Below are 24,711 nucleotides of genomic sequence, written 5' to 3' on the forward strand. Positions count from 1 at the left end.
GGCCGGAGCGCGCAGGTGGTCGGCCCGGAGGCAGCCGTCCGCGTCTATGAAGGATTTGGGACGGTGAGTGTCCCAAATCCTTCATAGACAAGGCCGAGACCTCAATAACCCTCATTGCCACTCACCCCAGGCGTCAGGAAAGGGTCTTTCAGGACGAAAAACGTCATGAAAGACCCTTTCCTGACACACACCGAGGGGGCGCGGCGGGGATGACCCGCGCCCCCACCCCCCGCGCCGGGGGTCCGGTTCCTGGCCCGGCGTAGGGGTACCGGGCCAGAAACCGGCGAGCGGGCCGGCCTTCCCTCCCTGGAAGCCGGACCGCCCGGTCTGGGGCTAGGCCGTCGTCGACAACCTGCTCACGCGGTCGAAGACGAGCGGCACCGGGACGGCCGGGGTCACTTCGGCCAGTACGGCGTCGGCGTCCAGGCCCGGTAGATGGATCCAGGCGCTGTCGGCGAAATCCGGGGTGGTGACGCTGATCCGGCCGCAGCGCGCCGGCGGGACCAGCGCGACACTGAAGGGCTCGACCACGTTGCGCCACACCGATTGCGAGACGATCATCCCCGCGCCGAACTTGTCGCCGGTCGGGTCCGTCCGGCACCAGTAGCCGACGGCGTCGTTGAACGTCGAGGCGCACAGCAACCGGGTCAGCGTGATGTACGTGCGGTGGTAGCGGTGGTTGTCCGCCATCGGTCCCATATGGACGGCCACACGTGCTCGCATCGGGACACGGGCGTAGCGGTTGCGGGAACGCAGCAGATGGTCCAGATGGAACACGACCTCGCAGAGCTGCCCGACGGCCCGGTCCGGGTACGCGACCATCAGGCCGTCCCCGGTCTCCCGGAAGTGACGCGCGTCCCCCGGCGCGAGCCCGACCGCGTTGAAGGAGCGGGAAACCAGCGTCTCCATCTCAGTCTTCATCGGGTCGAGCAGGTCATCGCTGGCCTTCGACGAACCCACGATGTCGACGGCGAGCACGGCATGGGTGTGCGCGTTGTAATGACCTGAGGTCAGCACCTGCATCTCTGCGACCCCTCCCCTGAATCGGTGAAAACTGGCGGGCAAGTTGCAGTGTTCCCACTCTTCACCGGAAGTTCTGTTCGGAACCGAACAGAACCTGACCACGCCATGGTCAACGCCAGTGAGCTAAGTCACACCTTTTTCCGTGATCACTCGTAGCGCCTCACGGTCGATCACGGTGATCGCCCGGCGCGAACTGGCCACCACTCCCGCCTTCCGGAGCTTGTCCAGCGCCTGCGCGACCATCGTCCGGCCCATCGGGATGAACTGCGCGAGTTCGTCCTGGCTCAACGGGATCCCGATCCGCCAGCCGGCGGGTGTCCGGATGCCGCAGACCTCGACGAGGTAGTCCAGTCTCGTCGCGACTCGCGCCACGGCCTGCGGTTTCCAGGACTGTGTCCGCTGCCGCTGGGCGAGGACGAACCGGCGCGCGACGCTGACGAGCACCTCCCGCATCGCCGACGGATGGTCCAGCAGGAACCGGTTGAACTCGCTCGCCGCGATCCGCCGGACGTGGACCTCCTCGATGGCGACGACGTCGGCCATCCGGATACCACCGGCGATCACCGCGATCTCGCCGTGCAGATCGCCGGGTACCCCGACGTCGAGGATGACCGTCGCCCCCATCCGGTCGGCGCTGGTCACCTTCACATAGCCGTACCGCAGCAGCATGACGAAGTCGCCGGGCTCACCGGCCCGCATCAGCGCCTGCCTGCTCTCGTAGGTCTGCGGGGTACCCATTTCCAGCAGTCGCGCACGGACGGGTTCGTCCAGCCGCTCCAGGAACGGACGTTCTCTCTCTTCGGCGGCCTCTGGGCCCAAACCCACGAAACACCCTCCCAGGCAGTCGTGAACACCTATCGCGGAGAGTAACCGAATCGACCACCCGATCCGGCGGCGGAACCGTCGTGCGTGGTGAAGATGCCCAGCCGTACCAGCTCTGACCTGATCCACTCGGCCAGTCTGTGCAGCGGTCCGTCTTCGGCCTCGACGAAGTAACTGTCCACGATCTGGTGTCGCCTGTCGGCGTGCTTCGCCGCATACAACAGCGCTGACCGTACCTCTGACACCTTCAGCGGAGCGACCTTTATCCCGGGGGATGGGCGCACTGTGCTTTTGGCGGCCATCACCGCCAGCACAGCCTCCTCCAGGCTGAACCGGTGCTCCACCGGTACGACCACATGTTCCACGCCTTCGACAACCCGGCGCCCGATCAACGGCATGGTGTCAGATCAGCATGACGCACGGCCGTAGTCTGTTCGGCACCGAACACTCAGCGTGGTTCGACCGCCCCGGTGGCGTGTTCGACGTTGTCCTGGAGCAGCTGGAGACGGGGCTCGAGCATCACCGGATCCGGGTTCTCGTCACGTGCGTAGCGTTCCAGCTTCTCGGTGGTCTGCTTCACCGTCACCCGCAGTTCGACGACAGCGGCCGTGTTCTCACTCTTGTGCCTTTCGAGCACCGTGACGGCTCGCTTCAGTGCTGCCGACAGCTCCGTCTCCCAGGGCTTCACCGTTTCGATGGCCGCCAGCGCGCGGCCGAGGTGGTTGAGGTGGTGGTCGAACGCGACCGGTTCCGGCGCGCGGACCTCCCGGACCGCCGACATCCGCTTACCGCTCAACACGAAGTACGCGACTTCGGCGGGAAGCAGCACGGCGAAAGCGGCGGCGGCGCCGAAGAACCACGCCTGCGGATGCGGCACGGTCACCGCGTGACCGAGCAGGGCGGCGATCAGCGCGAGGACTCCGGCGACGGTGTGAAACGCGCGGTTGTCGTGATCGGCCATGTCAGAAGTTACTGAAGACGTTGACGAACATCTTGTCGACGCCCTGCGGATCGACGGCTCGGTAGCTGCGTGCCTTGGACTTCTGCGCGATCTCGTCGAGAAAGCGGCTGTCCGCCTGCGCGCCGTAGGCCATGGTGAAGATCCGGACGGAGTTGTCCAGCCGCTCGGCGTCGACGGCCTTCAGTACCTGCTCCTCCGTGTACTCGCCCTCGGTGTCCTTGCCATCGGTCAGGAACACGACGGCGTTGATGAGGTTCGGGTCGAAACCTTCCCGCATCTTGGCGTTGGCGTCCACCACGGACCTGTAGAGCGCCGTGTCCCCGGTCGGCGTCAGCTTGCCAACCAGGTCGATCATCGGATCGCGCACGTCCTTCACCTTGCCGATCGGAATCTTTTCCTCGGGCGGGCCCGAGGAGAACGTCCACAGCCCGACCTCGTCCTCGGGATGCAGAAGCTTGAGCTGCTCGACGATCGCGGGTTTCAACAAGTCGATGCGGCGCTCGGAGTACGGCTTGTCCTTGCGGTTCTTGTCGAACGGCTCGCTCATCGATCCGGACAGGTCCAGCACCAGCAGGATCCGGCCGCGCCGCTGCGTGTACTCCCAGCCGTCCAGCATCTTCTGGATCTGGTTCCCGGTGGGGACCTCGATGCGACGGGGTTCACCGGTCCTGTCCGCGTACACGTCCTTGGCCAGCTTGTCGTTGCCCTGGCCTTTCGGGTCACGGAAACCGAGTTCGCGGAACCTGTCCTGCTGCGCGGATTCCAGCAGGAACGCGGAGAAGTCCTTGGCCGCGGCACGTTGTTCCGGCGTGGCCTTCGCGGTCGTCAGGAAGGGGTGGTCGATCAGCATCGTCCCCTCCGCCGGATGGACCGCGACGAGCGGCCGCCTCAGGTCGGCGGGCCGGTCCTCCAGCTGCTTCGGATCCCCGGTCGGCGCGCCGTGGTTGTAGAGGTAGACCATCTGCTCCTGCATCGCCATCGCACTGATGTACGGCGTGGGCTTCTTCTTGTCCTCGTCGTACAGCGTCCGCAGGAAGGCCACCGAATCGTCGCTGTAGTAGGCGACCGACGCCTCGACGCCACGGACGAACTTCACGGCCTCGGCAGTGTCGATCTTGCCGTAGTCGCCACCGGTCGCCGCGAAATAAGTCGCGATGGTCGCGGCGAGCCCCGACGTCGACCGGCGTGGATTGTCCTTGCCAAGGGTGAAGTTCCCCCACTGGGCCTTGTCCGCGCCCTTCGAAGCCCAGCCGCCGCTCTGGTTCACTTCGAGGACGTCACGCCAGCCGATGTTCTTTTCCGGCCAGCCCATCGCCTCGGCCATCGGCTTCGGCATCGCGATCACCATCGGGCTCGTCGCGAGCGAGGTCTTCGAACCGGTCTCGACCAGGTCACCTTTGCCGCGCTGGCGCAGCAGATCCAGCCAGAGCGACGAACTCGGCAGCCAGACCTGCGGTTCGGGCTGCCGTTCGTCGATGTCGTTCCAGCCGCCGGCGATGAGGTCGAGCGTCGCGCCGGAGGTCTTCTTGTACGCCTCCACGTTCGCGCACCGGCCGCCGTCGAACGTCCGGCCCGCGGTGTTGTACCGCTCGGCCAGTTCGTGGATCAGGTCGCCCTTCTCCGTGGAGGAACTGGTGACCAGCCGGACGCAGTCGGTCCTGGCCGCGTTCGACGGCGCGGTGACCGTGACCGCGAGCAAGACGATCACGAGTGTCCCGGTGAGCACGCCGAAGGCGAGCGAAAGCCAGCCTGATCTCCGCATTTCCGCCCCCTCGACGTCGTAGCGCGCAAGTGTAGCTACAACGTGGTTCCCGGTTCCGTCTCCCCGGTCACCAGATCGTAGGTTTCGAAACTGAAGCGGGCGAGGGTGCCCACCCAATTCCGATAGACCTGTAGATCATCGAAGGATTCGACGTCTAGCCGCCATTCAGGTGGAAAGGCTTCGGATAACGGTTTCCCGGCGGAAAGCGCCGAGAACGTCGAATGCGCGGCCTGCGGGTCGGCGACCAGCAAGGTCAGCAGGATGAGCACCGCCCGATACGGACCGGCGGCGAACCGCGTCAGTTCCGCGTCGGGAATGCCGATGCGCACAAGCCGGTAGAGATTGACCAGTTTCCGGATCTCCCTGGGGGTGTTCAACCGTTTCCGCAGCACGTGGACGAAATCGCGTTCGACCTCCGTGAGCCGCAACCGGTCCGGGCGCATGTTGTAGAACGTCGGCGGGGCGGTGTCCTTGACGATGACCTCCACCGGTTCGCCGGTTTCCCGGCGCTCGGCGTTTTCCCCGTCGTCCGCCCATTCCTCGTGCTCCGGTGACGCGGGTTCCCGGCCTTCGATCGGCATCAGGACGTCGATCAGTTCGTCCGCGGCCACCCCCATCGGCCGCAACGCGAACACGATCTGGAAGATCTTGTCGAGGTACTCCGTCTGCCGTGCTTCCCCTGCCCCGAACAATTCTTCGTGATGCTGGTCGAGACACCGCCGCAGCCAGCGGGGATCGACGGCCACCACGACGACGAACGCGGGCAGGGCCAGCAGTAAATGCACCGCGGCGAGCACCTCGATCACCTTCGACGGCGGGCAGCGGTCGAGGTCGTCGATGTAGAGCACGATCCGTTCCAGCGGCGGCTCACCCGTGCCGCCCGCCGCCTGCCATTCCTCCCGCGCGGCGAGCAGATCGGCACTCAGCCCGGCGAGGTCTTCCCGGACGCGGGCGAAAACCCCTTGGTAGTCCCCGTATCGGCCCGTCTTGGTCTCTTCGATCAGATCGCCGAGCCGGGTGGCCGCGTCCAGCCGCCGGAGCCGTTCCCCGGTCTCCCGGACCTCGGTCTCGAAGCGCTCCGCCCGTCTGTCCACATCGTACCGCAGCTTGTCCAATGTGGACTTTACCGGTGCGAGGGCCGCTCGCGCGGTGGTGAGCGCCGGGGTCAGCACGGCGCCGAGTGCGACGATCGCCCCCGCAGCGGCGAGGACCGCGTTGTGCCACAACGCCCAGCCAGTGATCACCGCGGCGATGCCGAGCACCCCCAGCACCGCGTAGCCCGCCACGGCGAGCCGCCGCCGCCTTCGTTCGGCACTGTCCACTCCGGACACCAGTAGCCGCCAGCGCCAGGTGAGCGGGGAATCCGCTTTGACCGCGTGGAGACTCGCGAGCCGGGCCCGCAACTCCTCGCGTTCGGCCCGCACTTCCGCGGCGTCGGCGTGCGTCTCGGGGGCGCCGAGATTCCGGAACAAATGGTCCACCAGCCCGACCCACAGATGGTCGTCGTGGTACTGCCAGGCGTTGAACCGGATCTGCCGGATCTCGCCGGCGAACACACTGTTGGCGGTGCTCCCCCGGGAGCGGCTGGCCAGTTCGGCCACCCGGTCCGCCACCTGCCGGACGAAACTCGATTTGCCGGAACCCCAAGGGCCCAGCAACGCGACGCACAGTGGCGGGCTGGTCTCGCGGTCGGCGATGACCGCGGCGAGGGTGCGCACGTCGTCCTGGAAACCGATCAGGTCGACGGCACTTTCGACGTCGGGGGTGATCCGCGGGCGCGCCTTCCCCGGTTTGGGTTCGACGAAACCGGTACCGTCGATCTGGTTGCCGAAGCGGTCCCAAACCCGGATCGTGTGATCGTCCCCGACGGAGATGATCTTCTCGTTGCCCGCGGTGCAGGCAATCGCGCGGACATTGCCCTCATGTCCCTTGAGGAGGGTGTATTCGGCCGGGTTCTCGATCTCGCGGACGTAAACCTCACCCTCGGAACCGCCGGAGAGCACCAGCTTTCCGTCCGGGCTGAAGGCCAGCGCACGCACGACGCCGGTGTGCCCGGGGAAGACGAGGGCGGGATCGCCCTTCCGCCCCCACAACCGGACGGTCTCACCCTCACCGGACAGCACCCGCGCGCCGTCGGCCGAAATCGCCACGACGTGGACCGCCGCCGCGCCGCCGAACCGGTAGTGGGAAACGACTTCGCCGTCCCAGAGCCGCACGCCGCCGGTGTCGTCACCCGCCACCACGACGCGGCCGTCCGGGGTCACCGCGACCGATTCGACCTCCGGTCCACCGGTGCGGAGGCCGCGCACCGTGACGCCGTCCAGCCGACGGACCTCGACGGTGGTACCGGCGCCGGACACGGCGAAATCCTTCGCCACCGCGACCGTGAGTGTCCGCTTGGTGGTCTGAACTTCTGGGGGTTGTGCCGTGCGACCGGCGATCCGCCATGACCGGACCGTCGCCCCATCGCAACCGACCACGTGCTGACCCGAAATACCCACCGCGAGCACCGGCCGATCATGGCCGCTCAACGCGAATCGCTGCGCGCCGGTCTCCAGGTCCCATACCCGCACCGTCCGGTCCGCACCCCCGGTGACCAGCCGGTTTCCCTTCACCGCGACCGCGAGGATCGGTTCTTCGTGCCCGGTGAATCGCGCCGTCGTCATAACGGGACAGTCTTCCGTCCGCGTCAAGACAATGGTTAACGACAGGCGACTATCGGCGGGTTCCGCCGCGACCTCGACAGGTCCTAACATCACGCGGAGGCAACGGAGGACTACGCACAGGTCCCACCCTGCCTGAACAAAGTGTCGACACTGCTCCGCAATCCAGCTTGCCTTAACGCGAGGAGTAAAACGTGCTTCGACGTACCTTCGCCGCGGTGCTCACCGGCGCCGCGCTCTCCATTTCGGTGCTTTCGGCGCCCTCCGCCGGTGCCGCCGGGATCATGGCGACCACCTTGACCTACGACGACAGCCAAGCCGCGGAATTCAAGGACGCGGTGGCCGCCGGCGTCAACGTCTGGAACACCAACGTCACCAACGTCCGTCTCGTGAAGGCGACGCCGGGGCAGCGGGTCAACATCCGGGTCGTCGCCGACGACGGCTGGCCGCGGGCCACCCTCGGCCCGGTTCGGCCGAGCGGCACGGTCACCGTGTGGTACGGCAGGCAGGCCGTCCAGCAGGGCTACAACAAGACCCGGATCGCGGCGCACGAACTCGGCCACAGCCTCGGTCTTCCCGACGTGAAGCCCGGCCCGTGCTCGTCGCTGATGTCCGGCTCGACCGGCGGGGTCAGCTGCGCCAACGTGAACCCCAACGCCCAGGAGAAGGCGCGGGTCCAGCAGAACTACGCCGGAACCGCCGTACAGAGCGCCGACGCGGGCAAGGTCCTCGTCGACGTCGGCTGATCCCGCGCCAGGGGGTGCCCGCCCGGCACCCCCTGGCCGGTCAGCCGACCGCCGTGATCGCGGCGGCCGGGCACAACCGCACGGCATCGGCGACCTCGATGGCTTCGGCCGGTTCGGGCTCCAGCAACCGCACCCTGCCGTCTTGTTCGTCCTGATCGAACACCGCGGGGGCGGTCAGGACGCACATTCCGGCGCCCACACAGCGTTCGCGATCCACTTCGAGTCTCATTCCCACGTCACCGGCAGCGCGTACACGCCGTAGATGTCGGAACTCGTCCGCAGCGGGACCTCTTCGGCGGGCACGGCGAGACGCAGCCCGGGGAACCTGGCGAGCAGCCCGGTGAAGGCGACCTTCATCTGGACCCGCGCGAGCTGCTGCCCGAGGCATTGGTGCACCCCGTGCCCGAACGCCAGATGCCCGGCGGCCCTCCGGTGGATGTCGAGGCGGTCGGGGTCCGGGAACTTCAGCGGATCGCGGTTGGCGGCCATCGCCGACAGTGCGACCGTCTCCCCCGCCTTGATCAGCTGCCCAGCCAGTTCCACGTCCTCCAGCGCGGTGCGCATGCCGGTATGCGTGATGGTCAGGTAGCGCAGGAGTTCCTCGATGGCGTCTTCGACCAGCTCCGGATCCTCGCGTAGTCCGGCGAGCTGGTCCGGGTGCTGAAGCAAGGCGAAGGTACCCAGCGCCAGCATGTTGGCCGTGGTGTCCAAACCGGCCCCCAGCAACAGGAACGCGATGCTGGTGAGTTCTTCGTCGGTGAGCTCGGTGGTGGTCAGCTCGCCGAGGATGTCGTCCGTCGGCTCGGCGCGTTTGGCCACGATGAGCTGGTACAGGTACTCGCCCAAGACGTTGATGGCGGCCATCTGTTCGTCGAGCGAAGAGTTCGGCTCATTCAGCGGTGCGACGTTGCGCTGGAAGAACTCGTGGTCTTCGTAAGGGACGCCGAGCAGTTCGCAGATCACCAGCGCCGGGATCGGCCGGGCGAAGGCGTTCACGAGATCGACAGACGATCCCTGCCGCTCCATGGCGTCGAGATGATCCGCCGTCACCTGCTCGACGCGTTCGGTGAGCAGCCGCATCCGGCGGACGGTGAACTTGCCGGTGAGCAGTTTGCGGTACCGCGCGTGCTCGGCGTCGTCCATCTTGATGAACATCCCGGGTGGCGCGGGCGGTGGCACCACCATCGCGGCGTCCCCCGGCAACGGTGAATGGTTCAGCTCCTGCCGCGCACTGAACCGGGGATCCGCGATGACGCTCCGGACCAGCGTGTGTCCCATCGCGAGCCAGCCTTCGTGGCCGTCGGGGAACGTCATGCGGACGAGGGGATGCTCGTCCCGCAACGGGGCGAGTTCGGCGGGTGGATCGAACGGGCAACCCGGCGGCCGTTCCGTGGGCAAGGCCGCGAGATGGGGTACTGACTTCGTCACAGCTGTTCCTCCCAGTTTCTTCAGCTATGATCGAAGGCTACGTTGCTTTTATTTTCTGCTCAAAGTTTTCTCGCGGCGTTTTTGCCGTTATTGCTGGTAGAGTACGCGAAATCGTTGCAACGGTTTTGACACTGAATGCAACGCGTCGTTGCAATGACCTGGGAGTGAACGCATGCCGGGCGGCAGACTGACCCTGGAAGACCGGCGATTGATCGCGACCTGGCTCGGGGACGGCCTTGGCTACGCCGAGATCGCCCGGCGGCTCGGGCGGCCGACGTCGACGATCAGCCGCGAGATCTCGCGCAACAGCGGACGTTCCGGCTACCGCGCCGAAGAAGCCGACCAGGTCACCGGCCTCCGCGCGCGACGCCGCCGGAAACCACCCGCCAGAGAAGTCGCGGACGTCGCCCGCGGTTACGACCGCGATCCGGAAGCCGTGCGCCGCTTCGAAACCGACTTCATCGAGATGATCGTCCAGACCGGACTGCCGCGGATGATGGCGCGAGTGCTCGCGTGCCTGGCCGTCAGCGACGACGGAATCCTCACCGCCGCCGAACTCGCCCAGCGGCTCCAGGTCAGCCCGGCGTCGATCTCGAACGCCGTCGGCTACCTCGAATCGCAGGCGATGCTCACGCGGGAACGAGACGGACGCCGGGAGCGCTACGTCATCGACGAGGAGATGCCGCAGCGAGTCTGGGCCGAGAGCGTCCGCGCGAACCACATCTGGATCGACATCACCCGCCGGGGCGCCGAAGTCCTCGGCTTGTCGACCCCCGCCGGCGCCCGCCTGGACGACCTCGCCCGCTTCCACGCACGCATCAACGAAATCATGCTGGACGACCGGGTCGCCGTCTACACCGCGGACGCCGTGACCGCCCTCGCCGCACTACTGCACGCCTCCCGGCCACTTTCCGCCGAGGTTCTTTCGGCGGCTTTGGGGTGGTCCGCTGAGCGAGTCACGGCGGCTTTGCGGGTGGCGACCGAGCGTCCGCACATCGCCGGACCGGTGACGGTGGTCGCGGTCGGCTCCGGTTTCCAGGCGGTTCCGTTGGTGGAGCGGCTTAGTGCGGCGCAACTGGCGGCCCTGGCATGAGCTGGCCTTTCAGCTGGTCTCGGGCTTGTCTGTGAAGGATTTGGGACACTCAACGTCCCATATCCTTCATGGACGCGGACAGCGGCCTCCGGATCGCACATGAAGGCCCCCTTCCTTGCGCCTAGCGCAAGGAAGGGGGCCTTCATGTACTCGGCCCGGCTCAGGGTCAGGTCACCTCACGGATGATCAAGCGTTCCGAAGCACGCTCGATCGCCGCTTCCACCGCACCGACCCGATCCGCCAGCAGTCCCACCGCGCCGACCGCCCGGCTCATCGGGTCCTCGTCGTCCCCGCCCAGCGCCTGAGCCCGCAGGTACGCCGCCTTCACGGCCGCCCATCGCCGCGACTGGTCCTCACTCAAGCGACCGCGTAGTTCGGCCAGCTTCAGCAGGTTGGCCTCGGCGCCCGAGGTCAACGTCTGTGCCTCGCCGGTGTAGTGGTCGTCGATGAGTGCTTCGAGTTCGGCGTCGTTCATCGCGGGCACGATCCGGCCGGCGAGCTTGTTCATGTTCCGGTACGAGCCCTGTAGCTGGAACGGCGGCTCGACCCGGGACGCGTCCGCCTGCGCCGCCGAAGCGATGTACGTCTGGTTGTTCTTCAGCACGATCCGTTGTACCTGGATCAGTTTCCGCAGCACGGCGAGGATCTGCTCCAGTTCGGTCGCCGAGTACGCGTGTTTCAGCTGATCCGCCCGGACGGCGCCGTCGCCGCGGGCCAGGCGTACCAGAACGTCCACATCGGACTGTTCCCGCGAGACCAGCGGGGCCAGCACGGTGTTCGCGGTGAGCGAGTTCTCGATGTAGCTCAGCGCGAACAGGTCTTCCTTGCCGGACAGGACATCGCCGAGGTTCCACACGTCCGCGCGGTTGGCGAGCATGTCCGGGATCCGGAACCGCTTGCCCTGCTCGGTGTACGGGTTACCGGCCATGCAGACGGCGAACCGCTTGCCACGCAGGTCGTAGGTCCGCGTGCGGCCTTCCCACACGCCTTCCATCCGCCGCTGCGCGTCGCACAGCGAAATGAACTTCTGCAGCAGTTCCGGCGACGTGTGCTGGATGTCGTCCAGGTACAGCAACACATTGTTGCCCTGCTCCAGCGCGAACGAGATCTTCTCGACCTCCTGCCGCGCGGTCGCGTTGGGTGCGTCCGCCGGGTCCACCGACGTGACCTCGTGCCCGAGCGCGGGCCCGTTCACCTTGACGAACACCAGCCCGAGACGGCTCGCGACGTACTCCATCAGCGTCGTTTTGCCGTAACCCGGCGGCGAGATGAGCAGCAGCAGACCGGACTGATCGGTACGCCGGGCGTCGCCGGTCGCGCCGAGTTGTTTGGCGAGGTTGTCGCCGATCAGCGGCAGGTAGACTTCGTCGAGCAGCCTGTTGCGCACGAAGGCACTCATCACCTTCGGCTGGTATTCCGACAACCGCAGCCTGTCCCGTTCGGCCGCCACCAGTTCGTTGCGCTGCCGCTGATACGCCCGGAAACCCGGCACCCGGTCACGCCGGAACCGGTGTGTCCTGGCGAGCGTCTCGTCGAGCCGCAGAGTGAGCGACCGGTTGACGATCCGCGGATGCGAGCCGAGCAAACCGTCCACAGTGGCCGAAAGCTCCGCCGAAGAATCGTAGCGGGGCAGGTCGGCCAGCTCGATGGCGACGGCCTCCGCCAGCTCGTCACCCGGCAGACCCATCGAGTCCACAAAGGACTTCAGCCAGGCTTCGGCCAGCTGGTGGCGATCGGCGAGATCTTCCAGCGCGCGAAGGTCCTCGGTGAAACTCCGGCGGTCGAGCCGGAACTTGTCGAGCAACGTCCGCGCGCCACCGCTGGTGACGAACCCCGGCGACGCGTCGGCCAGTTCCTCGAACAGGTACTCGCCGGCGGATTCGAGGTCCAGCGCCAGCCCGGACGACGCGGCGAACGCGGACATCGACTCGGTGAGCTCCCGCGCCAGCGAGTCGATCGCCGTCGTGTGCCCGAAAGCCTCCCGCGCCCGCGCGAGCGACGCGGCCCGCGTTGTCCACGCGGACTTCGCCTTCTCTTCCGCACCGAACGCCCAGAACAGCTGAGCGGCGGCCCTCGCGGCCGGCGGATACCGCAGCAACCCGGCGGCGGAACGCAACCGCAGTAACGCCGTCAGGATCGCGGTGGCGTCGTGGTCGTGCACGCCACGCGCGTATCCCTCGTCGTAGCGGTCCCCCGCGACGCGCCGGACGACCTCCAGCAGCTCGGCCTCCGGCAGTTCCGGCGTTTCGAGCAGGATCGACGTCGCCAGGTACTCGGCGCGATAGACCTCGGGCGACTCCGAGACCAGCAGCTGGTCCCAATACGGCCGCGTCGCCTCGAAGGTCTCGTCCCGCACCGGCGACCGGTAGTCGGTCCCGGTGATCGCGAACTTCATCCCGCCGTCGTGCGGCACCAGGGTGAGATCGATGTCCTGCGTGTTGACCGCGAAGGTGTTGCGGCCGAGGCGGATCGTCTCCCCGCCCTCGCCGTAAAGGTCGAGCCGGTCACGGAGTGCGCGGCCGGCCTCCTGGCGAGCGGCCTTCACCCGGCCTTCGAGTTCTTCCGCGCGTACCTGGTCGCCGAGTTGACGTAGTTCGGCGACGACGCCGCGCAGCTTCGCGACCATCGGGTCGGAGGCGAAGTAGGTGTTGATCTCATCGACAGAGCCGAGGGTGCCGACCCTGCGCGTCACACTCGTGAGGATCCGTCCGGCCGAATCGACCAGCCTGTCCGCGCGGCGTGCCCGCTCGTCGAGCAGCGCCTGCTTGCGCGACGAGAACGCCTCGTAGACGTCGGTGCGTTTCTCCCCAAGCGAGACCAGGAAATCGTCGAACTCACCGAACCGTGATTCAAGGTTTTCCAGCTGCAGCAGCAATCTGCCCAGCTGCTCGTCGCAGCGGTCCGGGGTGTCCGCGACCGCGAGGCCGCCGGTGATGGCCTGCGCCAGCAGCGCGAACTCGACGGCGAACTCCGCCCGGCCCTCGGTCTCCAGCAGTTCCTTCCGCCGGGCTTCGAGGGTGGCCCTTGCCCGGTTGACTCCGCCGATGACCTCACCGACGCGTTCCAGGATCTTCGTCCGCACCACGGCGTCCGCGATCTCCAGCCCGCTGACGACGTCGGTGAGGACTTCGAGCCCGCCGGACTGCTCGTCGAGCCGTCCGGCGACCGGGACCGCCTCGGCGACGGTCGCGATCGCGCCCGCGGCGGCGATCAGCCCGTCCACTTCGGCGTGGTAACTCGTGAACGCGTCCTCGCCCTGCAGGAACCGCACGGCCCGTTGCGCGGCCTCGCCGAACTCCGTGTCCAGGTCGGCGATCAGTTTGTCGACACGATCCGTGTCGACATACCGCAGCTCCCGCACGGTGACGAGATGTCCACGGGCGCGGTGCATTTCGGCGAGCCTCCGCACCCAGGCGTCGGCCGCGTTCAGTGCCTCGCCACGCACCTTCCGCACGAGCGACGCGGTTTCCGCGGCGGCCTCGTCGACGGCTTCCGCCGCCTGCGCGGTCAGCGAGGTGACCGTCTCGAACTCGTCGAGCACCTGCTCCGCGGTGACCCGGACGTCGGACAGCGGCGAGCGCAGGTCGCCGAGTTCGGCCTCCCCGAGCCAGTGGTAGTGATCGAATACCCGCGCGCACGCGGCGATCAGCGCCTCGAACACCGCCGCCGACGGCGCCATCTCACCGACCATCCGGCCGATAGAAAGGCAGTCGGAGATGCCGCGGACCAGATCGGCGTTGCCGACCCGCTCCAGCGGCCCAGTCCCGGCCGGCTGCGACGCGGCGTAGGTGTCCGATTGGAACGGCGTCCGCCACACCTGCATCGGATGTACTCGGCTCGGCTCGTCGGACAGCGCGCGGAACAATACCATCGTACCGTCGTCGAACAGCGAGTACCCGTGGCACGGGATCGGGTTCGAGACCTCTTTGCGGATCACGTTGTACGGCAGGAGAAGCGAACGTCCCTCGGCTCGCGCATGGAAGACGTAGAGCACGTCCTCCCCGTTGGGCGAACGGATCACGCGCTCGAATTCGAGACCGTCCACAGTGGTGTCGAACGTCTTGCTGACACCGGTGTCGAGGTAGTAACCGCCGGGGAAGATGATGCCGTGGTCCTCGGGGAGCCGCTGGCACGCCTGCCCGATCCCGTCCAGGCGTACGACGTCCCGCGTGCGGGTGTTGTACACCAGGTACCGGTACTCGGTTTCCTTGTACGGCAACATCTTCAGCAGGATCAGCGGGCCGATCCTGGCGTAGGAGACCTCGGCGTCGGCGAGGCTTTGCAGTGGCTCGTCGACCGGCTCGGAGTAAACGCCCTCGCCGGTTTCGGTGTTGTTCTCGACCTTGATCGTCAGGTTTCCGCCGACGGTCTCGACGAACACCTCGTCCTCGATCGAGATATGCGGATGCCGCCCGAGAACGTGGTGCTCGCGGGCCGTCTCGACCCACTCGAAGTCGTGCGACGGCGGGAAGACGTGATCGCGTTCGCCCCGGTTGTCCACATAGGACACCGTGCCGTCCGGGGCGAGCCCCCAGCGCAGCACCCGGATGTCCTCGGTGCGGGGACCGATCTGAAACACCGCGAGCAGTTTGCCCTCGACCCGCCGCAGCTGAAGCAGCTTCGCCTGCCGGTAGTACCGGTACAGCTCGGCGAAATCACGGACGAACCGCTCGTCACGCAGCAGGCCCGGCAGCTCCTCGGCGGGCACGTCATCGAAGCGGAAGGCCTTTTCGTCATGGCTGAAGCCGTGTAGCGAGAAGACGTCGTCGACCGTCGTCTCGGGTTTGAGCCCGATGAAGACGTTGTAGCCGAACAACATCCGCCCGCCGACCGAAACGACGTCGCGTGGCACGCAGTTGTTCGCGGTGCGGATCCGTTCCGTGCCGATCAACGCGAGCTGCGCGCTGCCGAAGACCCCCAGCCGCGCGGTGTTGAGCTCGTCCGCGCGTTTCGCCAGCTCGGCGGCCTGTGCGGCGAGCCGGGCGCGGAGCACCTCGTAGGTGCCCGCGTCCAGCTGCTCCGTTCCTGCCGCCGGTTCGGTCGCCGTCACTGCTTCGCGGGAGTGAGGGCGGCCACCGACGTGTCGGCGAGGCCGAGCCGCTGAGCCACCGCCAGCAGCTCACGCAGCTTGTCGCTGTCCGGGCCGCCTGCCTTCAGCTGCTGCGCCAGGAACGCCGACAACGTCAGGTTCTTGACGTCCTCCGTGCTCACCGCGCCGATCAGTTTGGTGAGGTCGTCGGTGAAGCTGCCCGAACCGTCGAGCCAGGGCTTCGCGAGCGTCTGGACGACGTCCGAGTGCTCGACGAACCCGTCGACGCTCTTGCCGAGACCGATCGAACCGATGATCTTCTCGAAGAACATCGTCTCGCCGCCGACGATGTCGATGTCGGCCTTCTCCAGCCCGATCCCGAGCACGGTGGCCTGCGCCTCGGCGACCTCGCGCTGCACGTTGAGCGCGGCGAGCCGGATCTCCTTCTCCGCCTCCAGACGCAGGCGGTATTCCTCGTGCTGGCGGCTGGCGGTGTCGAGCGCGGCCATCGCGGCGGCCTTCTCGGTGAGACCTTCGGCCTCACCCTTGAGCTTGTCGCGCATCCCGTCGGCGAGCACGATCGCCTTCTCGCGGGCGACGATCGCCTCGGCGCGGCCGACCTTCTCCAGCGCGTCGGCGTCACGTTCCTTGACCTGCGCCGCGGCCAGGCCGGTGGCGGCCTCTTCGGCCTGGATCCCTTCCGCCAGGCGGATCTTCGCGCGGGTCTCCAGTTCGGCGGCCTGCTGGCGTGCCTCGGCCAGCGTCAGTTCCTCGCGGGCCTTGTGCTTCGACGCCGCCTCGGCGGCCTCCGCTGCCTTGATGTCCTTGACGAGGCTCTGCTGCGCCTCGCCCTCGGCCCGGATGATCATGGCCTCGCGCTGACGCTGCGCCTCTTCGACGACACGGAGCTTCTTGATGTTCTCTTCCTGCTCCGCCACGGTCTTCTCGACCGCGATCCGCTCCCGGATCACTTCGGCGATGGACCGCTTCTCGGTCTCGACTTCCTTGTCCTTCGAGATCCGCGTCAGCTCGGTCTCACGTTCGCGGCCGATGACCTCCAGCTGGCGGTCCTTCTCGATACGCTCGCTCTCGATGGCGATGACGCGCTCGCGGTTCTTGCCCGCGACCTCGATCTCACGCTGCTGGTTTTGATGCTGGACGCCGAGTTGCTCGTCGGTGCGCAGCTCCGCGGCCTGCGACTTGAGCCGCTCCTCCGCCTGTACCTTGGCGGTCTCGGCCTCTTCGCGCGCCCGCATGGTCTCGATCTCACGGCGCTGCTTGATCTCCGCGTCGGCCTGCCGCCGCTCCAGTTCGAGGATCGCCTCACGCGCGTCCACGTTCTGGCGGGTGATCTCTTTTTCCTCGCCGCGGCGGAACTCGTTGGTGCGCACATGCTCGATCGCGGTCAGCTCGGTGATCTTGCGGATACCTTGCGCGTCCAGGATGTTCGCGGAATCGAGCTGCGCCATCGGCGTCTGCTCGAGGTAGTCGATGGCCGCGTCTTCGAGGCTGTACCCGTTGAGGTCGGTGCCGATGACGCGGATGATCTGGTCGCGGAACTCGTGCCGTTTGGTGTAGAGATCCACGAAGTCGAGCTGCTTGCCGACGGTCTTCAACGCCTCGGAGAACTTGGCGTTGAACAGTTCCTGCAGGGTCGCCTCATGGCTCGCCCGTTCGGTGCCGATCGCCTGCGCGACCTTGATCACGTCCTCGACGGTCTTGTTGACCCGCACAAAGAACGAGATCCGGATGTCGGCGCGGATGTTGTCCCGGCAGATCAGGCCTTCGCGGCCGGTGCGGGTGATTTCCATCGCCTTGACCGAAGTGTCCATGATTTCGGCCTTATGCAGCACCGGCAGGACGATCGCGCCGGTGAACGTCACGTCGACGCGGCGGATCTTCGAGATGATCAGTGCCTTCCCCTGCGGCACCTTCTTGAACAACCTGCTGATCGTGACGAGCAAAACCAGGAGGATGACAACTATCACGGCGATCAGAACGCCGGCCCCCACGCTGATGGCACCCATAGTTTTCCTTTTCTGCTTCAGAGGTCCAGCGACTCGACCCAGAAGAACTCGCCTTCGGAGTCGTAGTCATAGAGAACTACGCGGCTCCCCGCCGTCAGGTTGCCTTGACCCGCCTGCCGAACGTCCACAATGGCCGAGGACCCGTCGGCGGCGGTGGCCTCGGCCTGGCCGAAGTCGTGGGTCACCGACGAGGTCCGGATGACGGCGGCACGGCCGACGAAGTCCCTCCGGCTCGGCTCTTTCGCGGGACCGAAGACGCGACGCAACGGCACGACGATCACCCTCGTCCCGAGTGTGCCGAGCACGAGCGCGACGACGAGCACGCCGGCGCCGAACCCGATCCTCGATGGGGTCGAAAGCTCCAAGTCATCGAGAAGAACCGTCCCTGCCAGGCTGGCGAACCAGGTGAATGCGATCAGCAATGAGAGCGAAAGGGACAGTGGGACCCCGCCGAAACCCGCCAGGAGCCCGTCGCCTCCGTCGAAGTCCCCGGTGTCGAAGTCCCCCGCGTCGACGGCGCCGAGCAGTGCCAGCAGCCAATAGCCGATCACCACGATCAGCAGGAAGCTGAAAAGCACGGCCGGAAACCCCAGAGCCGCGGTGACGAACCCGCCCATCGCCGTCGTTCCCTCCCCCATTACCCCGGGTCAGGACTATAACCAGCGCGTGACACCCGGCGGGTGGTTTTCGGCTACGAGTGGGTCACGGTGCGCGGACGCGTGCGGGCCGCGATTAGTCCTCTAAATGCGGTCGCTCCGGGCTTGCGACCTCGGCGGAGGTCGCTGTCTCCGCAGGGGTCGCTGAGGTCGCGGCCTCCGCGGGGGTCGCGGGCCCTCAGCGGCGGTGTCCTGAAGGCCCCCTTTGAGACGCTGAACGTCCTGAAGGCCCCCTTTGAGACATCCCAAGCGGTGCGCCCGACGGCCGGGCGCCCCGGCCGCGTTTAGTCCTCTACTTGCGGGGCGGCGGAGGTCCCCCCGGTCGCAGCGTGCGAAGCCCGGCGCGAGCGGGTGCGGAGTGTTACGCCGCATGGCCGCTCCGATGCCATCCGGTTGGACCTGTCGCGCCGCGGGAGCGCCCCCTACTCTCCAGTATTGAGAGTGACACAGGACACACCACGGTCTTGGGAGGCTCCATTGGGATGGCACGTTCGCGAGTCGATCGACGGGGATCAACGCGAACGGCGGATCCGGCACGTCACCCGATGTCTGAGCTGCACGCTCACCTGCGTCCATTGTGGACTTCCGGCGAGGTTTTCCCTTTCACCGGGACATCCGGGTCTCGGCGTCGTCGAGTACCTCTCCGGCATGCCCACCCCCGGCCTGCCGGACCTCGCCCTGCTGCACCGGTTCTGCCACGACAACCTCACTCCCGAAACCGGCATCGCACTCAGACGCGCCTATCTCGGACTGGCGACCGAACTTTTCGAAACAGGGCGGCGGATCCGCTGTCACCGAAGACTCGGCGTGCGCCCGCCACGGCCGGGACATCTCGAGGCCTACCGAAAACGGTGGCGAGTGGCCAAAATGCGGTACGCCTGCAAGGCGTGCCGGTACTACACCGGCTCTCACTGAGCCGATCTCCCCCGGAGGACTCGTGCTCGTTCGTCTCATCCTCGGCTTGCTCATCACGGTCGTCGGCCTCGGTTTCGCCGCCCGCCGCGCCGCCTGGCTCTACCGCCTGATCTCCTCCGGCCAGCCGGACGAGAAACGCTCCGACGTCATGGCCACCCGCGCGAAGACGCATCTGGCCGAGGTCTTCGGGCAGCGCAAACTGCTGAAGTGGTCCGTCCCCGGGCTCGCGCATCTGTTCACGTTCTGGGGTTTCGTGATCCTCGGCTCGGTCTACCTCGAAGCCTACGGCGCCCTCTTCGACCACGACTTCCACATCCCGTTCATCGGGCATTGGGCGGTTCTCGGGTTCCTGCAGGATTTCATCGCGGTCGCGGTGGTCGCCTCGCTCGCGGTGTTCGCGATCATCCGGATCCGTCAGGCACCCGAACGAAAAGACCGCGCGTCCCGATTTTACGGATCGCATACCGGCGGCGCCTGGCTGATCCTGTTCATGATCTTCAACGTGATCTGGACGATGTTCCTCTTCCGCGGCGCGTCGGCGGCGGTCGGCGTCTTCCCGTACGAGTCGGGCGCGTGGGTTTCCCTCGGCGTCGGTGAACTCCTGGAGCCGCTCGGCCTGTCGTTCAACGAACCACTGGAGACCGTCGGGCTGCTGCTGCACATCGGCGTGATGCTGGCGTTCCTGTCGATCGTGCTGTACTCCAAGCACCTGCACATCTTCCTGGCGCCGGTCAACGTCACCGCCAAACGGCTACCGGACGCACTCGGCCCGCTGTTGCCGATGGAGTCGGCCGGTAAGCCGATCGACTTCGAGGATCCCGGCGAGGACGACACCTTCGGCCGCGGCAAGATCGAGGATTTCACCTGGAAGGGCATGCTCGACTTCGCGACCTGCACCGAATGCGGCCGCTGTCAGTCGCAGTGCCCGGCATGGAACACCGGGAAGCCGTTGTCCCCCAAGCTGTTGATCATGGACCTGCGTGACCACCTCTTCGACAGCGCGCCGTACATCCTGGACGGCAAGGAGGCTCCCGAAGAACGTCCGCTCGTCGGCACCAAGGAGGACTTCGGCGTCATCGATCCGGAAGTCCTCTGGTCGTGCACCACCTGCGGCGCGTGCGTCGAGCAGTGCCCGGTGGACATCGAGCACGTCGACCACGTCGTGGACATGCGGCGCTACCAGGTGATGATCGAGTCGGCGTTCCCGAGTGAGCTCGGCGTGCTGTTCAAGAACCTCGAAACCAAGGGAAATCCTTGGGGCCAGAACAACTCCGACCGCCTCGCCTGGACAAAGGACCTCGACTTCGAGGTGCCGATCTTCGACGGCGAACTCGCCGACGACGTCGAGTACGTCTATTGGGTCGGCTGCGCAGGTGCGTTCGACGACAACGCCCGCAAGACCGTCCGCGCCACCGCGGAACTACTGCATCTGGCCGGGGTCAAGTACACGATCCTCGGCACCGGCGAGTCCTGCACCGGCGACCCTGCCCGCCGGTCCGGTAACGAGTTCCTCTTCCAGATGCTCGCGCAGCAGACCGTCGAGACGCTGAACGCCGTGTTCGAGGGCCGCGAACCGGGCACGCGCAAAATCGTCACCACCTGCCCGCACTGCCTCAACACCCTCGGCCGCGAGTACCCGCAGCTCGACGGCAACTACGAGGTCCTGCATCACACGCAGCTGCTGAACCGGCTGGTCCGCGCCAAGAAGCTGACTCCGGTCAAACCGGTCGACGCCGGACCGGTGACCTACCACGACCCCTGCTACCTCGGCCGCCACAACAAGGTCTACGAGCCGCCGCGCGAACTCGTCGGCGCGACCGGCGCCACGCTGAGCGAGATGCCCCGGCACGCCGACCGCGCCCTGTGCTGCGGCGCCGGCGGCGCGCGGATGTGGATGGAGGAGTCGATCGGCAAGCGCATCAACCTCGAACGTGTCGACGAGGCACTCGGCACGGACGCCGAAACCATCGTCACCGGCTGCCCGTTCTGCCGCGTGATGCTGAACGACGGCCTCGTCCAGCGGCAGAGTGAGCAGCGTGGCGAGAACGTCACCGTGCGCGACGTCTCCCAACTCCTGCTGGAGACGGTGAAGGAACGCGGCCGGACGACCACGGAGATTTAAGGCACAGGAGAGTTGGAAGTTCGGCGCGCCGAACTCTAGACTCGCGGGATGGCGAATCTGGTCAAGGCCGTATGCGTGCTGGCGGCGTCGACGCTCGTGCTGAGCGCGTGCGGCGGCCCCACCGGCGGCACGGACGACAAGCGGCCGGTGGTGCTGACCACGTTCACGGTCTTGGCGGACGTCGCCGCGAACGTCGCGGGTGACAAGCTCCGGGTCGAGTCGATCACCAAACCCGGCGCCGAGATCCACGGCTACGAGCCCACCCCGGACGACATCAAGAAGGCCGCGAAGGCCGACCTGATCCTCGACAACGGGCTGAACCTGGAGGCCTGGTTCGCGCGCTTCGTGTCCGAGAGCGACGCACCGCACAAGGTCGTCAGCGAAGGTGTCCAGCCGATCGACATCGCCGAAGACTCCTATCAGGGCAAGCCGAACCCGCACGCGTGGATGTCGCCGAAGAACGTCGGGATCTACGTGGACAACATGGTCAAGGCGTTCAGCGAACTCCGGGCGGGCGACGCGGCCGCGTTCAAGGCCAACGGTGACGCCTACAAGGCGAAACTGCAGGCCGTCCAGGACGAGATGGCCGGCGCGCTGAACGGCCTGCCGAAGAACGAGCGCGCCCTCGTCACCTGCGAAGGCGCCTTCTCCTACCTCGCGCGCGACACCGGGCTGACCGAGAAGTACATCTGGGCGGTCAACGCCGAGCAGCAGGCGACGCCGCAGCAGATCACCCGCGCCATTGAGTTCGTCAAGCAGAACAAGGTGCCCGCGGTGTTCTGCGAGTCGACCGTTTCCGACGCCCCGATGCGCCAGGTCGTCTCCGCGACCGGCGCCACGTTCGGCGGTGTCCTCTACGTCGACTCCCTGTCGGGCCCCGAAGGCCCGGTGCCGACCTACCTCGACCTCATCCGCCACGACTCGAAGACGATCGTGGCCGCACTCACCGGAGCAAAGCCGTGACGGCCGCGATCCGCGTCGAAGGCGTCACCGTCCACTACGGCGAGGTCCTCGCCCTCGACGGCGTCGACGTCACCCTCGAACGAGGCCGCGTCTGCGGGCTGGTCGGGATGAACGGATCCGGCAAGTCGACGCTGTTCAAGACGATCATGGGGATGGTCCGACCGGACACCGGCACGGTGTCGGTCGACGGCGGCACGCCCGCACAGGCCCGCAAGACCGGCGTGATCGGCTATGTACCGCAGAGCGAAGACGTCGACTGGTCGTTCCCGCTGTCGGTGCGCGACGTCGTGATGACCGGACGCTACGGGCACCTCGGGTTCACCCGGCGGCCACGCCGCGCCGACCACGAGGCCGTCGAGCAGGCGCTGGACCGGGTCGAGCTGACCGACCTCGCCGGACGCCAGATCGGGCAGTTGTCCGGCGGGCAGCGTAAACGCGCGTTCGTCGCCCGCGGCATCGCGCAGGGTGCGCGGGTACTGCTGCTGGACGAGCCGTTCGCCGGGGTCGACAAACGTTCCGAAGCCACGATCACCCGGCTGCTCAAGGAACTCGCGGCCGACGGTGCCGCCGTGCTGATCTCCACCCACGACCTGCACGCGCTGCCGGGGCTCGCCGACGAGGCGATCCTGCTGATGCGCGAGGTGCTCGCGCACGGCTCCCCCGGCGACGTGCTCCGGCCCGAAAACCTCGCGCTGGCCTTCGGACTCGATGTCCTGCGACGGGAAGAGGAACCCGCGTGAGTGTTTACGATTTGTTCCTCGAACCGCTCACCTACGACTTCATGGTGCGGGCGCTCGCGTCCACAGTGGTCGCTTCGATGGTGTGCGCGGTGCTTTCCTGCTGGCTGGTGCTGATCGGCTGGTCGCTGATGGGTGACGCGGTCTCCCACGCCGTCCTGCCCGGCGTCGTGCTCGCGTACATCCTCGGCGCGCCCTTCGCGCTGGGTGCCGTCGTCTTCGGTTTCCTCGCCGTGGCGCTGATCGGTGTCGTCCGCGACACCAGCCGCGTCAAGGAGGACGCCGCGATCGGCATCGTGTTCACCACGTTGTTCGCGCTCGGTCTCGTGCTGATTTCGGTGACGCCGAGCCAGACCGACCTCAACCACATCATCTTCGGCAACCTGCTCGGCGTCGACCTCTCGGATTTGATCCAGATCGGCGTCCTCGGCGCGATCACCCTCGCGTTGCTGGTGCTCAAACGCCGCGATTTCACCTTGTACGCCTTCGATCCCACGCATGCGCACGCCATCGGCCTCAACCCACGCCTGCTCGGCGCGGCGCTGCTCGGCCTGCTCGCGCTGACGTCGGTGGTGGCCTTGCAGGTGGTCGGCGTGATCCTGGTGGTGGCGATGCTGATCATCCCCGGCGCGACGGCGTATCTGCTGACCGACCGGTTCGGCCGCATGCTGGTGATCGCGCCCGCGTTCTCGGTGCTCGCCGCCGTCGCCGGGCTGTACCTGAGCTACCACCTCGACACCGCGTCCGGCGGGATGATCGTGCTGGTGCAGGGCGCCGGCTTCACGCTGGTGTATTTGTTCGGGCCGCGGCACGGGATCGTCGGGAAGCGGCTGGCGAAGCGGCGGCGGGACGCGGTCCGGGCGGCGTAACCGGGCAACCACCCCGCGCGCTGTGTCACTCACGACATCCGCCTGACGCTTTCTTAGGTTAGGCTCCCCTCATGTCCACGGAAGACGCGCTGCTCACCGGCCACGACCTGGTGCTCGCGCACCACGAGCGGGCCGTGGTGGACGGAGTGTCCCTGTCGCTGCGCGCGGGTACCGTGACCGCGCTGGTCGGGCCGAACGGCTCCGGAAAATCGACGCTGCTGCGTTCGCTGGCACGCCTGCACAAGCCTCGCGAAGGCAGCGTCCAGCTCGGCGGCCGCGCCGTTTGGGGCGGGAACGCGTTGTCCGGCAAGGAGTTCGCCCGCCAGGTCACCTTGCTGACGCAGCATCGGCCCACACCGAGCGGTGTCTCCGTACGCGACGTCGTCTCCTACGGCCGCTATCCGTACCGCTCCGGCTGGCGCGGGGTCGACGTCGACGGCGCCGCCGCGATCAGCCGCGCGATGGCACTCACCGGCGTGACGCCGATGGCCGAACGCGGCGTCGACGAACTGTCCGGCGGCGAACTCCAGCGCGTCTGGCTCGCCTCCTGCCTCGCGCAGCAGACGTCGGTGCTGCTGCTGGACGAGCCAACCAACCACCTCGACCTGCGCTATCAGGTCGAGATCCTCGACGTCGTCCGCGATCTGGCCGGAGAAGGCGTCGCGGTCGGCGTGGTGCTGCACGACCTCGACCACGCGGCGATCATCGCCGACGAGGTCGTGCTGCTGAGCGAGGGAACCATCGTGGCCACGGGTGACATCGGGCGGGTGCTCACCTCCGAGCATCTGTCCCAGGCCTACGGCGTCACCGTCCACGTCGCGAACGACCCGGTCACGGGCGCGATCCACTGCAGGCCACTCGGGCGGTATTCGCCCCGGCCCGCCTGAGAGAAAAT

General features: G+C 67.1%; 18 protein-coding genes and 2 pseudogenes. 9 read left to right on the plus strand and 11 right to left on the minus strand.

The genetic code is table 11. The features are described 5' to 3' along the window. Positions 1 to 333 precede the first annotated feature (333 nt). The 6 genes from AB0M65_RS18570 to AB0M65_RS18595 form a co-directional block, all read right to left on the minus strand. The gene (locus AB0M65_RS18570; RefSeq protein WP_364028749.1) at positions 334 to 1,023 is read right to left on the minus strand and encodes a hypothetical protein; all 690 of its coding nucleotides are present in this window, start codon (positions 1,021 to 1,023) and stop codon (positions 334 to 336) included. A gap of 123 nt (positions 1,024 to 1,146) precedes the next feature. Then, entirely contained in the window at positions 1,147 to 1,848 is a 702-nt protein-coding gene (locus AB0M65_RS18575; protein ID WP_364028751.1) for a Crp/Fnr family transcriptional regulator, read from the minus strand. A gap of 29 nt (positions 1,849 to 1,877) precedes the next feature. Continuing rightward, a complete protein-coding gene (locus tag AB0M65_RS18580; RefSeq protein ID WP_181773951.1) occupies positions 1,878 to 2,243 on the minus strand; it encodes a hypothetical protein in 366 nt (121 codons plus the stop codon). A gap of 50 nt (positions 2,244 to 2,293) precedes the next feature. Beyond that, the gene (locus tag AB0M65_RS18585) at positions 2,294 to 2,806 is read right to left on the minus strand and encodes a hypothetical protein (protein WP_364028753.1); all 513 of its coding nucleotides are present in this window, start codon (positions 2,804 to 2,806) and stop codon (positions 2,294 to 2,296) included. Position 2,807: 1 nt separating this feature from the next. After that, positions 2,808 to 4,568, minus strand: coding sequence for a substrate-binding and VWA domain-containing protein (locus AB0M65_RS18590; RefSeq protein WP_364028755.1), 1,761 nt, complete (start codon positions 4,566 to 4,568; stop codon positions 2,808 to 2,810). A 35-nt stretch (positions 4,569 to 4,603) separates the two neighbouring features. Further along, a complete protein-coding gene (locus tag AB0M65_RS18595) occupies positions 4,604 to 7,234 on the minus strand; it encodes a P-loop NTPase fold protein (protein ID WP_364028757.1) in 2,631 nt (876 codons plus the stop codon). A 191-nt stretch (positions 7,235 to 7,425) separates the two neighbouring features. Here AB0M65_RS18595 and AB0M65_RS18600 point away from each other — a divergent pair, with 191 nt between their 5' ends. Then, the gene (locus tag AB0M65_RS18600; protein WP_364028759.1) at positions 7,426 to 7,977 is read left to right on the plus strand and encodes a snapalysin family zinc-dependent metalloprotease; all 552 of its coding nucleotides are present in this window, start codon (positions 7,426 to 7,428) and stop codon (positions 7,975 to 7,977) included. A gap of 40 nt (positions 7,978 to 8,017) precedes the next feature. On the opposite strand, the gene AB0M65_RS18605 is transcribed toward AB0M65_RS18600, so the two are convergent. Both AB0M65_RS18605 and AB0M65_RS18610 read right to left on the minus strand, forming a co-directional pair. Continuing rightward, positions 8,018 to 8,206 carry a ferredoxin gene (locus AB0M65_RS18605; protein WP_364028761.1) on the minus strand — a complete coding sequence of 63 codons (189 nt, stop codon included), beginning with the start codon at positions 8,204 to 8,206 and terminating at the stop codon, positions 8,018 to 8,020. Next, entirely contained in the window at positions 8,203 to 9,405 is a 1,203-nt protein-coding gene (locus AB0M65_RS18610) for a cytochrome P450 (protein WP_364028763.1), read from the minus strand. The genes AB0M65_RS18605 and AB0M65_RS18610 overlap by 4 nt, the downstream gene beginning before the upstream one ends. Before the next feature lie 172 nt (positions 9,406 to 9,577). Between AB0M65_RS18610 and AB0M65_RS18615 the strand changes: the two are divergent. Together AB0M65_RS18615 and AB0M65_RS18620 are read left to right on the plus strand one after the other, a co-directional pair. After that, a pseudogene (locus AB0M65_RS18615) lies at positions 9,578 to 9,736 on the plus strand (helix-turn-helix domain-containing protein); the annotation flags it as partial. A gap of 162 nt (positions 9,737 to 9,898) precedes the next feature. Next, positions 9,899 to 10,498: pseudogene (locus AB0M65_RS18620) on the plus strand (MarR family transcriptional regulator); the annotation flags it as partial. Positions 10,499 to 10,664: 166 nt separating this feature from the next. Here the strand turns inward: AB0M65_RS18620 and AB0M65_RS18625 are convergent. Genes AB0M65_RS18625 through AB0M65_RS18635 form a run of 3 tightly spaced genes read right to left on the minus strand, consistent with a single transcriptional unit; the run spans position 10,665 to position 18,192 of the window. Then, positions 10,665 to 15,548, minus strand: a complete 4,884-nt coding sequence (locus tag AB0M65_RS18625; RefSeq protein ID WP_364028765.1) for a DNA repair ATPase — start codon at positions 15,546 to 15,548, stop codon at positions 10,665 to 10,667. Further along, positions 15,545 to 17,554 carry a flotillin family protein gene (locus AB0M65_RS18630; RefSeq protein ID WP_364028767.1) on the minus strand — a complete coding sequence of 670 codons (2,010 nt, stop codon included), beginning with the start codon at positions 17,552 to 17,554 and terminating at the stop codon, positions 15,545 to 15,547. The genes AB0M65_RS18625 and AB0M65_RS18630 overlap by 4 nt, the downstream gene beginning before the upstream one ends. A 17-nt stretch (positions 17,555 to 17,571) precedes the next feature. Next, entirely contained in the window at positions 17,572 to 18,192 is a 621-nt protein-coding gene (locus tag AB0M65_RS18635) for a hypothetical protein (RefSeq protein WP_364028769.1), read from the minus strand. 495 nt (positions 18,193 to 18,687) lie between these two features. On the opposite strand from AB0M65_RS18635, the gene AB0M65_RS18640 reads away from it, so the two are divergent. From AB0M65_RS18640 to AB0M65_RS18665, 6 genes are all read left to right on the plus strand, one after another. Further along, entirely contained in the window at positions 18,688 to 19,125 is a 438-nt protein-coding gene (locus tag AB0M65_RS18640) for a hypothetical protein (RefSeq protein ID WP_364028771.1), read from the plus strand. Between the two features lie 22 nt (positions 19,126 to 19,147). Further along, positions 19,148 to 21,247, plus strand: coding sequence for a (Fe-S)-binding protein (locus AB0M65_RS18645; RefSeq protein ID WP_364028773.1), 2,100 nt, complete (start codon positions 19,148 to 19,150; stop codon positions 21,245 to 21,247). A gap of 48 nt (positions 21,248 to 21,295) precedes the next feature. After that, complete coding sequence (locus AB0M65_RS18650; protein ID WP_364028775.1) at positions 21,296 to 22,210, plus strand: metal ABC transporter substrate-binding protein; 915 nt, start codon at positions 21,296 to 21,298, stop codon at positions 22,208 to 22,210. Next, on the plus strand, positions 22,207 to 22,950 hold the full coding sequence (locus AB0M65_RS18655; RefSeq protein ID WP_364028777.1) for a metal ABC transporter ATP-binding protein: 744 nt from the start codon (positions 22,207 to 22,209) through the stop codon (positions 22,948 to 22,950). The genes AB0M65_RS18650 and AB0M65_RS18655 overlap by 4 nt, the downstream gene beginning before the upstream one ends. After that, on the plus strand, positions 22,947 to 23,816 hold the full coding sequence (locus AB0M65_RS18660; RefSeq protein ID WP_364028779.1) for a metal ABC transporter permease: 870 nt from the start codon (positions 22,947 to 22,949) through the stop codon (positions 23,814 to 23,816). The genes AB0M65_RS18655 and AB0M65_RS18660 overlap by 4 nt, the downstream gene beginning before the upstream one ends. A 71-nt stretch (positions 23,817 to 23,887) precedes the next feature. Beyond that, complete coding sequence (locus tag AB0M65_RS18665; RefSeq protein ID WP_364028781.1) at positions 23,888 to 24,703, plus strand: ABC transporter ATP-binding protein; 816 nt, start codon at positions 23,888 to 23,890, stop codon at positions 24,701 to 24,703. Positions 24,704 to 24,711: the final 8 nt, after the last annotated feature.

The sequence above is a fragment of the Amycolatopsis sp. NPDC051071 genome, assembly GCF_040682875.1.
Taxonomy (GTDB): domain Bacteria; phylum Actinomycetota; class Actinomycetes; order Mycobacteriales; family Pseudonocardiaceae; genus Amycolatopsis.

Coding starts and splice junctions, on each gene's coding strand:
- AB0M65_RS18665 (WP_364028781.1), top strand. CDS start 23,888: ATGTCCACGGAAGACGCGCTGCTCACCGGCCACGACCTGGTGCTCGCG.
- AB0M65_RS18650 (WP_364028775.1), top strand. CDS start 21,296: ATGGCGAATCTGGTCAAGGCCGTATGCGTGCTGGCGGCGTCGACGCTC.
- AB0M65_RS18635 (WP_364028769.1), bottom strand. CDS start 18,192: ATGGGGGAGGGAACGACGGCGATGGGCGGGTTCGTCACCGCGGCTCTG.
- AB0M65_RS18570 (WP_364028749.1), bottom strand. CDS start 1,023: ATGCAGGTGCTGACCTCAGGTCATTACAACGCGCACACCCATGCCGTG.
- AB0M65_RS18585 (WP_364028753.1), bottom strand. CDS start 2,806: ATGGCCGATCACGACAACCGCGCGTTTCACACCGTCGCCGGAGTCCTC.
- AB0M65_RS18605 (WP_364028761.1), bottom strand. CDS start 8,206: ATGAGACTCGAAGTGGATCGCGAACGCTGTGTGGGCGCCGGAATGTGC.
- AB0M65_RS18630 (WP_364028767.1), bottom strand. CDS start 17,554: ATGGGTGCCATCAGCGTGGGGGCCGGCGTTCTGATCGCCGTGATAGTT.
- AB0M65_RS18595 (WP_364028757.1), bottom strand. CDS start 7,234: ATGACGACGGCGCGATTCACCGGGCACGAAGAACCGATCCTCGCGGTC.
- AB0M65_RS18580 (WP_181773951.1), bottom strand. CDS start 2,243: ATGCCGTTGATCGGGCGCCGGGTTGTCGAAGGCGTGGAACATGTGGTC.
- AB0M65_RS18590 (WP_364028755.1), bottom strand. CDS start 4,568: ATGCGGAGATCAGGCTGGCTTTCGCTCGCCTTCGGCGTGCTCACCGGG.